Origin of the sequence: Pseudoxanthomonas mexicana (genome assembly GCF_046736355.1) — a bacterium.
Taxonomy (GTDB): Bacteria; Pseudomonadota; Gammaproteobacteria; order Xanthomonadales; family Xanthomonadaceae; genus Pseudoxanthomonas_A; species Pseudoxanthomonas_A mexicana_B.
Window position 1 is genome coordinate 2,834,430 of record NZ_CP157201.1, and the last position, 13,510, is coordinate 2,847,939.

General features: G+C 69.6%; 9 protein-coding genes. 4 read left to right on the top strand and 5 right to left on the bottom strand.

The window, feature by feature from the left end:
* Nucleotides 1-35: 35 nt before the first annotated feature.
* The 4 genes from prpE to AAG688_RS13000 all read right to left on the bottom strand — a co-directional run bounded on the left by prpE (nucleotide 36) and on the right by AAG688_RS13000 (nucleotide 4,196).
* Nucleotides 36-1,928 carry a propionate--CoA ligase gene (gene prpE / locus AAG688_RS12985; RefSeq protein ID WP_411832663.1) on the bottom strand — a complete coding sequence of 631 codons (1,893 nt, stop codon included), beginning with the start codon at nucleotides 1,926-1,928 and terminating at the stop codon, nucleotides 36-38.
* 270 nt (nucleotides 1,929-2,198) lie between these two features.
* Nucleotides 2,199-3,185, bottom strand: a complete 987-nt coding sequence (locus tag AAG688_RS12990; protein ID WP_411832665.1) for a malate dehydrogenase — start codon at nucleotides 3,183-3,185, stop codon at nucleotides 2,199-2,201.
* 30 nt (nucleotides 3,186-3,215) lie between these two features.
* Complete coding sequence (locus AAG688_RS12995) at nucleotides 3,216-3,575, bottom strand: glutaredoxin family protein (RefSeq protein ID WP_411832666.1); 360 nt, start codon at nucleotides 3,573-3,575, stop codon at nucleotides 3,216-3,218.
* A gap of 126 nt (nucleotides 3,576-3,701) precedes the next feature.
* Nucleotides 3,702-4,196, bottom strand: a complete 495-nt coding sequence (locus tag AAG688_RS13000) for a peptidylprolyl isomerase (RefSeq protein WP_411832667.1) — start codon at nucleotides 4,194-4,196, stop codon at nucleotides 3,702-3,704.
* A 127-nt stretch (nucleotides 4,197-4,323) separates the two neighbouring features.
* Between AAG688_RS13000 and typA the strand changes: the two genes are divergently transcribed.
* From typA to AAG688_RS13020, 4 genes are all read left to right on the top strand, one after another.
* On the top strand, nucleotides 4,324-6,153 hold the full coding sequence (typA, locus tag AAG688_RS13005; protein ID WP_411832668.1) for a translational GTPase TypA: 1,830 nt from the start codon (nucleotides 4,324-4,326) through the stop codon (nucleotides 6,151-6,153).
* 19 nt (nucleotides 6,154-6,172) lie between these two features.
* Nucleotides 6,173-6,634, top strand: coding sequence for a DUF2127 domain-containing protein (locus tag AAG688_RS13010; RefSeq protein WP_411835008.1), 462 nt, complete (start codon nucleotides 6,173-6,175; stop codon nucleotides 6,632-6,634).
* A gap of 53 nt (nucleotides 6,635-6,687) precedes the next feature.
* A complete protein-coding gene (locus tag AAG688_RS13015; protein WP_411832670.1) occupies nucleotides 6,688-8,298 on the top strand; it encodes an amidase in 1,611 nt (536 codons plus the stop codon).
* Nucleotides 8,299-8,398: 100 nt separating this feature from the next.
* A complete protein-coding gene (locus tag AAG688_RS13020; protein WP_411832671.1) occupies nucleotides 8,399-11,935 on the top strand; it encodes an EAL domain-containing protein in 3,537 nt (1,178 codons plus the stop codon).
* 134 nt (nucleotides 11,936-12,069) lie between these two features.
* On the opposite strand, the gene AAG688_RS13025 is transcribed toward AAG688_RS13020, so the two are convergent.
* Entirely contained in the window at nucleotides 12,070-13,458 is a 1,389-nt protein-coding gene (locus tag AAG688_RS13025; RefSeq protein ID WP_411832672.1) for a class II 3-deoxy-7-phosphoheptulonate synthase, read from the bottom strand.
* Nucleotides 13,459-13,510 lie beyond the last annotated feature (52 nt).

The following is a 13,510-nucleotide window of genomic DNA, read 5'->3' on the forward strand; positions in this document are numbered from 1 at the left end:
CAACCCCTCTCCCGCAAGCGGGAGAGGGGCTTTGATTAACGCTTGCTCGCCTCCAGCGCGCGCTTCACTTCCTCCAGCGCGTTGGGATCGTCGAGCGTGGACAAGTCGCCGGGGTCCCCTCCCTGCGCCAGCGCCTGCAACGAGCGTCGCAGCAGCTTGCCCGAGCGCGTCTTCGGCAACGCGTTGACGATGTAGACCCGCGCCGGCCGCGCGACCGCGCCCAGCGAACTGTCCACCGCCCGGCACATGTCGGTGGCCGCGGCCTGGCGCGCGCCTTCGTCGGCGCCGCCGGCGCGCAGCGTGGCGAACACGATCGGCACCTGCCCCTTCAGTTCGTCGGCCACGCCCACCACCGCGGCCTCGGCCACCGCCGCGCAGGAGGACACCGCCTCCTCGATCTCACGCGTGCCCAGGCGGTGGCCGGCGACGTTGATGACGTCGTCGGTGCGGCCGAGGATGAAGGTGTAGCCATCCTCGTCGCGGATCGCCCAGTCCAGCGAGCTGTACAGCAGTTCCTTGAAGTGGCCGAAGTAGCTGTCGAGGAATCGCTTGTCGTCGTTCCAGATGGTGCTCATGCAACCTGGCGGCAGCGGCGGCTGGATCACCAGCACCCCCTTCTCGCCCGGGCCGACTTCCTGCCCGCTGTTCTCGTCGATCACCTTCATCCGGTAGCCGAGGTTGGGGAAACCCGGCGAACCGAACTTCACCGGCTTCATGTCCAGCCCGGGCAGCAGCGTCAGCGCCGGCCAGCCGGTCTCGGTCTGCCAGTAGTTGTCGATGACCGGCTTGCCGAGCGCGTCGGTGATCCACTGCGCGGTCGGCTCGTCCAGCGGCTCGCCGGCCAGGAACAAATACTTCAGCGTGGACAAATCGTGGCGGCGGATGAAATCGACGTCGTGCTTCTTCAGCACGCGGATCGCCGTAGGCGAGGAGAACATCGTGCGCACGCCGTACTGCTCGCACAGCGCCCACCAGATGCCGGCGTCGGGATGGACCGGCAGGCCCTCGTACAGCAGCGAGGTCGCGCCGGCGATCAGCGGCCCGTAGACGTTGTACGAATGCCCGACCGCCCAGCCGACGTCGGAAGTGGAGAACATCGCCTGCCCCGGGCCGACGTCGAACACCGTGCGCATCGACAGCGCCATCGCCACCGCGTAGCCGCCGACGTCGCGCTGCACGCCCTTGGGCTTGCCGGTGGTGCCCGAGGTGTAGAGCAGGTAGCTGGGCTCGTTGGATTCCAGCCATTCGACCGCCACCTGCGCATCGCCGACCTGCGCGCGCAGCGCGGCGTAGTCCTCGTCGCGCCCGGCCAACTTCGGTTCGGCCGGGTCCAGCCCGCGCGAGACGACCAGCACCTTCGGCGGCGGCGTGGCGGCCTCGGCGCAGGCCGCGTCCACCAGCGGCTTGTACGGGATCACCTTGCCGCCGCGCATGCCGGCGTCGGCGCAGATCAGCAGCTTGGGCCGCGCGTCGTCGATGCGCAGCGCCAGGTTGTGCGCGGCGAACCCGCCGAACACCACCGAGTGGATCGCGCCGATGCGCGCGCACGCCAGCATCGCGAACACCGCCTCGGCCATGTTGGGCATGTAGACGACGACGCGATCGCCGCGGCCGACGTCCAGCCGGCGCAGCACGGCGGCGAAGGCGTTCACCTCGCGGTGCAGTTCGCGGTAGGTGATTTCGCGGGTGGCGTTGGTCTCGGTCGAGACAGCTACCAGCGCCAGTTGCTCGCCGCGTTCTTCGAGATGGCGATCGACCGCGTTGTAGCAGAGGTTGGTCTGCCCGCCGACGAACCAGCGGCGGAACGGCGGATTGGAATAGTCGAGGATGGCCTGCGGCGGCTTGTGCCAGTGGATCGCCTTGGCTTCCTCGGCCCAGAAGGCTTCCGGCTGCTCGATCGAGCGGCGGTGGAGTTCCTCGTAATCCATGACGGTTCTCCCTGGACCCGTGATGGTTTCAGCATAGTCTCCTGCCCGCCGGCGCACCTTCCGACCTTGGTCGCATGATCCGGCCAGGCGATGCCCCGTGCGAGCGACGTCAGTCGCGACGGTCTTCCCTGTCCTGTAGAGCGGAGCTTGCTCCGCCGCCCTGTCCGGGTTCCGGAGTCGAAGCAGCCGAGCAAGCTCGGCTCTACAGGCAGGATGCGCAAAAAAACGCCGGGCATTGCCCGGCGTCTTGGTTCGGCGATGCAGCGGTGTTCAGCCCAGCAGGTGCGCCACGCCGGCGCGTTCCTCTTCCAGCTCGGCCAGCGTCTTGTCCATCGCGGCACGGCTGAACGCGTCGATCTCCAGGCCCTGCACGCGGGTGTACTCGCCGTTCTGCGTGGTCACCGGCACGCCGTAGATCACGCCTTCCGGGATGCCGTAGCTGCCGTCCGACGGCACGCCCATCGTCACCCACTTGCCGTTGCTGCCCAGCACCCAGTCGCGGATGTGGTCGATGGCGGCGTTGGCGGCCGAGGCGGCCGAGGACAGGCCACGCGCCTCGATGATCGCCGCGCCGCGCTTGCCGACTTGTGGGATGAACGCGTTGGCGTTCCAGTCGGCGTCGTTGATCTTGTCCTTCAGGTTGACGCCGCCGGCGGTGGCGAAGCGGTAGTCCGGGTACATGGTCGGGCTGTGGTTGCCCCACACGACCAGGTTCTCGATGTCGCCCACGGCCACGCCGGCCTTGGCGGCCAGCTGCGACAGCGCGCGGTTGTGGTCCAGGCGCAGCATCGCGGTGAAGTTCTTCGCCGGCAGGTCCGGCGCCGACTTCATCGCGATGTAGGCGTTGGTGTTGGCCGGGTTGCCGACCACCAGCACCTTGACGTCGCGGCTGGCGACCTTGTTCAGCGCCGCGCCCTGGGCGGTGAAGATCTTGGCGTTCTCCAGCAGCAGATCCTTGCGCTCCATGCCCGGGCCGCGCGGGCGCGCGCCGACCAGCAGGGCCACGTCGGCGTCCTTGAACGCCACTTCCGGATCGTCGGTGCCGATCACGCCGGCCAGCAGCGGGAACGCGCAGTCCTCCAGTTCCATGATCACGCCCTTCAGCGCGGCCTGGGCCTTGTCGATCGGCAGTTCCAGCAGTTGCAGGACGACCGGCTGGTCCTTGCCGAGCATTTCGCCGGAAGCGATGCGGAACAACAGGGCGTAGCCGATCTGGCCGGCAGCGCCGGTGACGGCGACACGAACGGGGTTCTTCATGGGGGGTTCCTCTGCGATGGGACTGAAAGTTCAGTAGACGCGGTAGCCCAGCGGGGCCAGCCGGGCGTCGAGCGATGCGGTGTCGTAGCCGCGGACCACGTCCTGGCCGATGACGGTGACGGGCACGCCGCGCGCGCCCAGCGCGCGCATGGCGCGCTCGCCGTCCGGGGTGTCGATGTCGAGCACGCGGTAGCGCACGCTGGCGCGCTCGAAGTCGCCCTGCTGCTTGCGGCAGTAGCCGCACCATTCGGCCGCCAGCATGACGATGCCCTTGTCGCCGGTAAGATGGCGCGGATCGTCCGGCAGCAGTTCCGGGGCGCGATTGCCCGCCCAGTGGTGCAGGCCGCCGGCAGCGGCCAACAGGAGCAGCAGGACGGCGAGCAGGCGCATGCGGGAGGCAATGGGAGGCGGGACGCCGATTTTACCACGTGGCCCCGCTGCCACCGGCCGGTGTCGCTACGACCAAGGCAGGGGGGAAGCGCCCGGCCTCCCCCTGTCCCGGCACGATTCAGCCGTTCAGGCGCTCAGCGCGCGGTTCCACTCCGCCACGCGGTCGGCCTTGGCGGCCAGCACGGCGTCGGCGTCGCCCTCGATGGTGACCTTGTTGATGGCATCGCCCTGGGCGACGGCATCGACCACGTCCAGGCCTTCGATCACCTTGCCGAACACGGTGTGCTTGCCCTCCAGCCACGGGGTCGCCACATGGGTGATGAAGAACTGGCTGCCGTTGGTGTTGGGGCCGGCGTTGGCCATCGACAGCACGCCGCGCTCGTGGCGCACGCCATTGTTGGTCTCGTCCTCGAAGCGGTAGCCCGGGCCGCCGCGGCCGGAGCCTTCGGGGCAGCCGCCCTGGATCATGAAGTCGGCGATGACGCGGTGGAAGTTCAGCCCGTCGTAGAAGCCGCGCCTGGCCAGGTTGACGAAATTGGCCACCGTCAGCGGGGCCTTGTCGGGGTAGAGCTCGACGGTAATCGGGCCGCGGGAGGTGTCGAAGGTGGCGGTCAGGGTCATATTCAGCTCCAGGTGCCCGGATGGGCCGGTTGACCGGGTATAATAGCGCGCCTCGTTTCCGCCCCGTCCCTCGCGCCCTCCCCCTACGAAGGGGTATCCGGGTGCGCTTTCCCGATCCCAGAATCCAATGTCCATCGAAAAACTGCGCAACATCGCCATCGTCGCCCACGTCGACCACGGCAAGACCACCCTCGTCGACTGCCTGCTCAAGCAGTCCGGCACCCTGTCCGAACGCACGGTGCTCGCCGAGCGGGTGATGGACAGCAACGACCAGGAAAAGGAACGCGGCATCACCATCCTGGCCAAGAACACCGCCATCACCTGGCAGGGCAACCGCATCAACATCGTCGACACCCCCGGCCACGCCGACTTCGGCGGCGAGGTCGAGCGCGTGCTGTCGATGGTCGATTCGGTGCTGATCCTGGTCGACGCGATGGACGGCCCGATGCCGCAGACCCGCTTCGTCACCCAGAAGGCGTTCGCGATGGGCTTCAAGCCGATCGTGGTGGTCAACAAGATCGACCGCCCCGGTGCGCGCCCGGACTGGGTCATCGACCAGGTGTTCGACCTGTTCGACAAGCTCGGCGCGACCAACGAGCAGCTCGACTTCCCGATCGTCTACGCCTCGGCGCTGCACGGCTACGCCAGCCTGGACGACGCCGCCCGCGAAGGCGACATGACCCCGCTGTACGAGGCGATCATGCAGCACGTCCCCGCCCCGTCGGTGAATCCGGAGGGCGCGTTCCAGATGCGCATCAGCCAGCTCGACTACAACAACTTCGTCGGCCTGATCGGCATCGGCCGCATCCAGCGCGGCAAGGTCCGCAAGAACCAGCCGGTCAGCGTGATCGACCGCGAGGGCAGGAAGCGCCAGGGCAAGATCGCGCAGGTGCTCGGCTTCATGGGCCTGGAGCGCATCGAGGTCGAGGAGGCCGAGGCCGGCGACATCGTCGCCATCGCCGGCATCCAGGACCTGAGCATCTCCGACACCGTGTGCGCGCTGGACACCCCCGAGGCGCTGCCGGCGCTGACCGTGGACGAGCCGACCATCAGCATGACCTTCCAGGTCAACAACTCGCCGTTCGCCGGCCACAAGGAGTTCTCCGGCGGCAAGTTCATCACCAGCCGCCAGCTGCGCGAGCGCCTGGAGCGCGAGACCCTGCACAACGTCGCGCTGAAGGTCGAGGAGACCGGCGACGCCGACAAGTTCCTGGTCTCCGGCCGCGGCGAGCTGCACCTGTCGGTGCTGATCGAGACGATGCGCCGCGAAGGCTTCGAACTGGCCGTCTCGCGCCCGGAAGTCATCATCAAGGAAATCGACGGCCAGCTGATGGAACCCATCGAGCAGCTGGTGGTGGACATCGAGGAGCAGCACCAGGGCGGCGTGATGGAGAAGCTGGGCACCCGCAAGGCGCAGCTGAAGAACATGGAGTCCGACGGCAAGGGCCGCGTGCGCCTGGACTACATGATCCCGGCGCGCGGCCTGATCGGCTTCCAGAACGAGTTCAAGACCCTGACCCAGGGCTCGGGCCTGCTGTTCCACGTGTTCGATCACTACGGCCCGAAGGAGACCGGCCCGATCGCCAAGCGCTCGAACGGCGTGATGATCGCCAACGCGCCCGGCGTGACCCCGGCCTACTCGCTGGGCCCGCTGGAAGAGCGCGGCCGCCTGTTCGCCGCCGAGGGCGACAACGTCTACGAGGGCCAGCTGGTCGGCATCCACTCCAAGGACAACGACCTGACCGTCAACGTGATCAAGGCCAAGCCGCTGACCAACATCCGCGCGGCCGGCAAGGACGACGCGATCAAGCTGACCCCGGCGCTGAAGTACACGCTGGAGCAGGCGCTGGACTTCATCGAGGACGACGAGCTGGTCGAGGTCACCCCGAAGGAAATCCGCCTGCGCAAGAAGCTGCTGACCGAGAGCGACCGCAAGCGCGCTTCCCGCGCCGCGTGAGGCATCCGGCGTGGTCCAGGTGACCGTCCCGCCGGAACCCGCCACGCCGACCGCGGGCCTGCACGCCATCGCGCTGTTCGAGGGCGCCAAGGGCGCGCTGGCGGTCGCGGCGGCGGCCGGCCTGGAACTGCTGGGCCCGCAGCCGCTGCGGCAGATGGCGCGCGAGCTCGCCGCGCGCCTGCGCATCGACGTCCAGCAAGGCGCCTCGCAGGGCCTGCTGGACGCCATCAGCGACCGCTCGGTGCACTGGGCGGCGGCCATCCTGGCGCTGTACGCGGCGATGCGCTTCGTCGAGGCCTGGGGACTGTGGCGCACCCGCGCCTGGGCCTCGTGGCTGGGCTGCATCGGCTCGGCGCTGTACCTGCCGCTGGACGTCTACGCGCTGCTCCGCCATCCCGGCTGGCACACCTGGGCGCTGCTGATCGTCAACGTGGTCATCGTCGCCGTGCTGGCGCGCGACATCCGCCGCCGCAGGAATTGACGCGCCCGGCCGCCGCTGCGTAGCCTGCGACGCTGGGGATCCGAGGAAGAAACATGCGACGCATCGCATTGCTGGTGCTGTTCCTGGCGTTGTCGGCCGGCTGCCGGCAGCCGGCTCCGCCGCCCGCCGCCGGCGCGCAGGCGCCCAGCGATTTCCTGTACGCGGAAATGGACATCGCGCAGTTGCAGGCGCTGATGCGCAGCGGCGAACTGGACAGCCGCACCCTGACCCGCGCCTATCTCGACCGCATCGCCGCCATCGACCAGGCCGGCCCGCGGCTGGGCGCGGTCATCGAGATCAATCCCGACGCGATGAAGGAAGCCGCGCTGCGCGACGTCGAGCGCAAGAGCCAGTCGGTGCGCGGGCCGCTGCATGGCATCCCGGTGCTGCTGAAGGACAACATCGACGCGGTGCCGATGGCGACCTCGGCCGGCTCGCTGGCGCTGAAGGACCTGCGCCCGGCCGGCGACGCCTTCCTGGTGCGCCGCCTGCGCGAGGCCGGCGCGGTCGTCCTCGGCAAGACCAACCTGAGCGAATGGGCCAACTTCCGCTCCACCCGCTCCACCTCCGGCTGGAGCGCGCGCGGCGGGCAGACCCGCAATCCCTACGTGCTGGATCGCAACCCGTGCGGCTCCAGTTCCGGCAGCGCGGTGGCGGTATCGGCCAACCTCGCCGCCGTCGCCGTCGGCACCGAGACCGACGGCAGCATCCTCTGCCCGGCCGCGGTCAACGGACTGGTCGGGCTCAAGCCGACGGTCGGCCTGATCAGCCGCGGCGGCATCCTGCCGATCGCGCACAGCCAGGACACCGCAGGCCCGATGACCCGCAGCGTCGCCGACGCCGCCGTGCTGCTGGGCGTGATGGCCGGCCGCGACAGCGCCGACGTGGCCACCCAGCAGGCGGCCTGGAACATGACCCCGGACTACCGGGAACGGCTGCGGCCCGACGCGCTCAAGGGCGCGCGCATCGGCGTGCTGCGCAGCAAGTCCGCCATCCACCCCGACGCGGCGGCGGCGCTGGAGGCCGCGCTCGAGGTGATGCGCGAGGCCGGCGCCGTCCTGGTCGATGCCGAGATCCCCACCGAAGGGCAATGGAGCGAGGCCGAACTGGAAGTGCTGCTGTTCGAGTTCAAGGCCGGCGTCGAGCGCTACCTGCGCGGGCACGACGCGCCGCTGACCTCGCTGACCCAGTTGATCGGCTTCAACCAGCAGTTCCGCAGCGAGGAGATGCCGCACTTCGGCCAGGAACTGTTCGAGATGGCCAACACCCGGGGCAGCCTGGCGGATCCGACCTACATCGCCGCGCGCAGCCTGGCGCGCCAGCTCGCCGGCCCCGAGGGCATCGACGCGGCGCTGAAGGCGCAGCGGCTCGATGCCCTGATCGCGCCGACCACCGGGCCGGCCTGGCCCACCGACTACGCGCAGGGGGATCGGTTCCCCGGCGCCGGCTACGGCGCCGCCGCGGTGGCCGGCTATCCCAGCCTGACCGTGCCGATGGGGCACAGCCACGGCCTGCCGCTGGGCCTGACCTTCATGGGGCCGGCCTGGAGCGAGGGCCGACTGCTGGCGCTCGGCTACGCCTACGAGCAGATGACCCGCGCGCGCAAGCCGCCCGTATACCTGCCGACCCTGCAGATACCGCAAACGCCGCCGCTAAGGCAGTGAGCGGGCATCCCTGCCGCCGCCCGGCCCGGCCGCTTGTGCCGGCCGGACCGCGGGGTAGGATGCCGGCGAGGGATTCGATCACGACGGGCGCAGGGGGAAGATGACCAGCCGCACGGACACCAGGCCGGATCGTGCTTCGGAACCGAGGCTGCTGGGTACCTCGCGCCAGCAGTCCGCACGGCGCCGCAGGCGCCTGTACGCGCTGGCCTGGATCGTCCTCGCCGTGACCACGCTGCTGTCGCTGTGGCTGGGCCATGCCGCCTGGCAGCAGGCCAGGCACAGCGCGCGCACCAGCTTCGCCGCCCGCGCCGATGCCGCCGCCACCGCCATCACCACCCGGATGCTCACTTACGAGGACACCGTGCGCGCCGCGGCCGGCGTGCTGGAGGCGCGTGAACGGATCGATCGCGCCAGCTTCACCGCCCTGGTGCAGAAGCTGCGGATCCCGCAGCGCCAGCAGGGCGTGCATGGCCTGGGTTTCGCCCGCCACCTGCGCGACGACGAGCGCATGGCCTACCTCGAACGGCAACGCGCCGTCCACGGTCCCGGCTTCGACATCCGCCCCGCCGGGCGGCGCGACGAATACATCGTGCTGGAGCTGCTCTACCCCGACGTCGCCGGCACGCAGGTCCTGCTGGGCCGCGACCTGATGTCCGACCCGGCGCGGCGCGCCGCCATCGACAAGGCCATCGTCTCCGGCGAGCTGAGCCAGGCCATCCACATCCAGTTCGGTGACGGTACGCGCGACCGCGCCAAGGTACCGGGGTTCCTGCTGTATGCCCCGGTCTACGCCACCGCGCTGGCCGCGGACGCCGATGCCGGCCAGCGGCGCGATCAATTGCGCGGCCTGGTCACGGCGGGCTTCGGCTGGCAGCAGATCATCGACGAGTCGTTGCAGGAAACCGGCGCCGACGGCATGGATCTGGCGCTGTTCCTGCCGGGAAGCGACGCCGAGGCGGTCTACCGGCGCCATCCGCTGCGCCAGCGCCACGGTGCGGACGGGGCGCCGGCCTTCCGCCATGACGCCAGCGCGCGGATCTTCGGCCAGGACTGGCGGCTGCGCGCCGAGTCGCCGCCGCTGTGGGAGGCCGTCCCGAAACTGCTGCCCATCCTGCTGCTGAGCGGTGGCGGCGTGTTGCTCGGCCTGCTGTTGTTCGCATTGCTGCGCAACCTGGCGCGCGCCGAGCGCCGCAGCCGCGCGCTGCTCGACGCGATGGCCGACCACCTGCCGGCCCTGATCGCCTACATCGATCGCAACGGCCAGTACGGCTTCGCCAACCGCGCCACGCGCGACTGGTTCGGCGGCGATCCGACCGGCTGGAGCGGGCGCACGATCGAGGACGTGCACGGACCGGCCTCGCCATTCTGCCGCGCCATCCGCCAGACGATGGCCGGCGGCGCCACCGAAGGCGGCGCGTCCTGGGAGACCGAGATAGGCGAGCCGACGCGCGCGGTGCAGGTTTCGCTGGTGCCCGATGTCGAGAAGGACCGGCACATCGCCGGCTGGTACCTGATGGTCAACGACATCAGCGAGCAGCGGCGCGCCCACCGCGAAACCGCGCTGGCGCGCGATCACCTGCAACGCATCACCGACAAGCTGCCCGCGTTGATCTCGCAGTACGACCGCGACGAATGCCTGCTGTTCTGCAACCGCGCGGCGCTGGAAACGATCGCCTGGGCCGCTCCGTACCGGCCGCGGGTATCGCTGCAGGAACTGCTGGGCAGCGGTCACTACGCCCGCCGCAAGCCCCATGTCGACGCGGTGCTGTCGGGACGCGACGTCGATTTCGAGGCCAGTTTCCCCGGCAGCGACGGCAACCTGCGGCGGATGCGCTGCTATTTCACCCCCGACGCCGGCGCCAACGGCCGGGTGCAGGGCTTCTTCGCGATGCTGATCGACATCACCGACAAGGCGCGGCTGGAAACCGCGCTCTACAACGCCAACGAACGCGCCCAGGTCACCCTGAGCGCGATCAGCGAGGCGGTGGTCACCACCGACGTGGACCAGCGCATCACCTACATGAATCCCGCCGCCGAGAGCCTCAGCGGCTGGACCTTGCAGGAGGCGCTGCAGCAGCCCATCGGGCAGGTGCTTGCGCTGGCCCAGGTCGGCGATGCGGACGGCGGCGATCAACATCTGCCGGCGGCGATGCCCGGCGACACCGAACTACTGCGCCGCGACGGCCGCCGCATGCTGGTCGAGCGCACGCTGACCCCGCTGCACGGGCGCGACGACGCGCGCATCGGCTCGGTGCTGGTGCTGCGCGACATCACCGAGTCGCGCGCGCTGGGCGCGCGCATGGCCTACCTGGCCCACCACGACTCGCTGACCGGGCTGCCCAACCGGCTGCAGCTCAACGAGACGCTGGGCCACCTGATCAGCGCCGCCACCAACCGCGGCAATGGCGTGGCGGTGCTTTTCCTCGACCTGGACCTGTTCAAGCACGTCAACGACGCGCTCGGCCACCACGTCGGCGACCAGTTGCTGCAACAGGTCTCCCGGCGCATCCAGCACAACGTCGGCAATCTCGGCGGCGTCTATCGCACCGGCGGCGACGAGTTCGTCGTGCTGATGGACAACGTCATCACCCGCGAGGACGTGCTGCAGCTCGCCGACCGCCTGCTGGCCATCGGCGGCACGCCCTACACCGTCGCCTCGCACGAGCTGCACCAGGCCTTCAGCATCGGCATCAGCCTGTTCCCCGAGGACGGCTACGACGCGGCCACGCTGATGATGCGCGCCGACGCGGCGATGTACCTGGCCAAGCGCAGCGGCCGCAACGCCACCCGCTTCTACACCCGCGAGCTGGCCGCCAGCGTCGATGCGCGCATCGAGCTGGAAAACAGCCTGCGCCGCGGCCTGCGCAACGGCGACCTCGTCCTGCACTACCAGCCGCAGATCGATCGCCATACCGGACGCATCGTCGGCATCGAGGGACTGGCGCGCTGGCAGCGCGGGGATCGCCTGGCGCTGCCGGGCGAGTTCCTGCCGATCGCCGAGGAAACCAACCTCATCGTCGACATCGACCAATGGGCCATCCACGCCGCGTGCCGGCAGAACCGCATCTGGCAGCAGGCCGGCCTGCCGCCGGTGCGCATCTCGGTCAACGTGGCCGCCGCCAACTTCGATACCGACCGCCTGCTCGACACCGTCGCCGCGGCGCTGGGCGACAGCGGCCTGGCGCCGGAATTCCTCGAACTGGAAGTCACCGAGACCACGCTGATGCGCGACGTGCAGCGCACCGGCCGCACCCTGCGCGCGCTCAAGGCGATGGGCGTGCGCATCGCCATCGACGATTTCGGCACCGGCTTCTCCAGCCTGAGCTACCTCGGCAACTACGGCTTCAACATCCTCAAGATCGACCAGTCGTTCGTGCGCGACGTGACCGAGCCCAGCCAGGGCGCGATCACCCGCGCGATCATCGGCCTGGCCAACCAGCTGCATTGCCGCACCATCGCCGAAGGCGTGGAAACGCCGGAACAGGCCGAATGGCTGGCACGCCACGGCTGCGACGAGATGCAGGGCCACCTGTTCAGTCCAGCCCTGCCGGCCGGCGAACTGGCCAGGCTGCTGGCGCGCAACATCACCTGGGACATCCCGCGCCCGGCCAGCAGCGCGGTCGCGCACTGGTCCTGAGCCGGCCCGCGGCGTCGCGCAAGACCGCTCCGCGGGGGGAATCGAGCAAGTCCCCCTTTACCCATCATTTCCGCGCAGGCGCAGGCGCTCTTCAACAGCCGCCAGGCCGGTCAACCCGGTGCCGACGACGCCGCTCAGCGCAGCGTCGGCACCGCCAGCTGGTTCTGCTTGCGCACGATGCACATGGCGATTTCCAGCGACTGCTCGTAGTTCAGCCGCGGATCGACGGTCGAACGGTAGGCGCGCTCCAGGTCCACGTCGGTCAGCTCGCGCGCGCCGCCGGTGCATTCGGTGACGTCCTCGCCGGTCAGCTCCAGGTGCACGCCGCCCAGGCGCGTGCCGACCGAGGCATGCAGATCGAAGGACTGCTCGACCTCGCTGCGCACGTTGTCGAAGCGGCGCGTCTTGTAGCCGTTGCTTGTGCTCTCGGTATTGCCGTGCATCGGGTCGCAGACCCACAGCACCCGGCGGCCGTCGCGGCGCACCGCCTCCAGCAGCGGCGGCAGCCTGTCGGCGATCTGCGCCGCACCCATGCGGTGGATGAAGGTCAGCCGGCCCGGCTCGTCGTCCGGGTTCAGCACGTCGATCAGGCGCAGCAGCTGGTCCGGGTGGACCGACGGGCCGACCTTGATCGCGATCGGGTTGCGCACGCCGCGCAGGTATTCCACGTGCGCGCCATCGACCGCGGCCGTGCGCATGCCGATCCACGGGTAGTGCGTGCTCAGGTTGAACCAGCCCCAGTGGCGCGGCACCTCGCGCGTCAGCGCCTCCTCGTACGGCAGCAGCAGCGCCTCGTGCGAGGTGTAGAAGTCGATGCGGTTGTGCACCTCCGAGCCGGCCAGCGTCTCCATGAAGCGCACCGCGTCGCCCAGCGAGGACACCATCTGCTGGTACTCGTTGGCCAGCGGCGAATAGCCGACCCAGCTCAGGTTCCAGTACTCGGGATGGTGCAAGTCGGCGAAACCGCCGTCGATCAGCGCGCGCACGAAGTTCATCGTCATCGCCGAGCGCGCGTGCGCCTTGATCATCCGGCGCGGATCCGGCACGCGCGCGGCTTCGGTGAACTCGGGCTGGTTGACCAGGTCGCCGCGATAGCTCGGCAGGGTGATGCCGTCGCGGGTCTCGCTGTCGGCCGAGCGCGGCTTGGCGTACTGGCCGGCGAAGCGGCCCACGCGCACCACCGGCAGGTGCATGCCGTGCACCAGCACCAGGCTCATCTGCAGCAGCACCTTGAGCCGGTTGGAGATCAGGCCCGACTCGCAGTCGCTGAAGCTCTCCGCGCAGTCGCCGCCCTGCAGCAGGAAGCGCTTGCCTTCCTGCGCCTCGGCCAGTTGTTTCTTCAGCGAGAAGATTTCCCAGGAAGTCACCAGCGGCGGCAACCGGCGCAGTTCGGCCAGCGCCTGCTCCAGCCCGGCCGGGTCCGGATAGGTCGGCATCTGCAGGGCCGGCCGGGCGCGCCAACTGTCCGGCGCCCAGTCGGCAGGCAGGTTGACGGCGCGCAGATTGCGTTCGGACGAATTCATGGCGATTCCTCGGGGGAATCGTCATCCTGCCAGATTGATGCGCCGCGTCAAA

What these genes read in the sequence shown, in the direction of transcription:
- typA (WP_411832668.1), top strand. Translation starts at nt 4,324, where the DNA reads ATGTCCATCGAAAAACTGCGCAACATCGCCATCGTCGCCCACGTCGAC.
- AAG688_RS12995 (WP_411832666.1), bottom strand. Translation starts at nt 3,575, where the DNA reads ATGCGCCTGCTCGCCGTCCTGCTGCTCCTGTTGGCCGCTGCCGGCGGC.
- AAG688_RS13015 (WP_411832670.1), top strand. Translation starts at nt 6,688, where the DNA reads ATGCGACGCATCGCATTGCTGGTGCTGTTCCTGGCGTTGTCGGCCGGC.
- prpE (WP_411832663.1), bottom strand. Translation starts at nt 1,928, where the DNA reads ATGGATTACGAGGAACTCCACCGCCGCTCGATCGAGCAGCCGGAAGCC.
- AAG688_RS13000 (WP_411832667.1), bottom strand. Translation starts at nt 4,196, where the DNA reads ATGACCCTGACCGCCACCTTCGACACCTCCCGCGGCCCGATTACCGTC.
- AAG688_RS13025 (WP_411832672.1), bottom strand. Translation starts at nt 13,458, where the DNA reads ATGAATTCGTCCGAACGCAATCTGCGCGCCGTCAACCTGCCTGCCGAC.
- AAG688_RS13020 (WP_411832671.1), top strand. Translation starts at nt 8,399, where the DNA reads ATGACCAGCCGCACGGACACCAGGCCGGATCGTGCTTCGGAACCGAGG.
- AAG688_RS12990 (WP_411832665.1), bottom strand. Translation starts at nt 3,185, where the DNA reads ATGAAGAACCCCGTTCGTGTCGCCGTCACCGGCGCTGCCGGCCAGATC.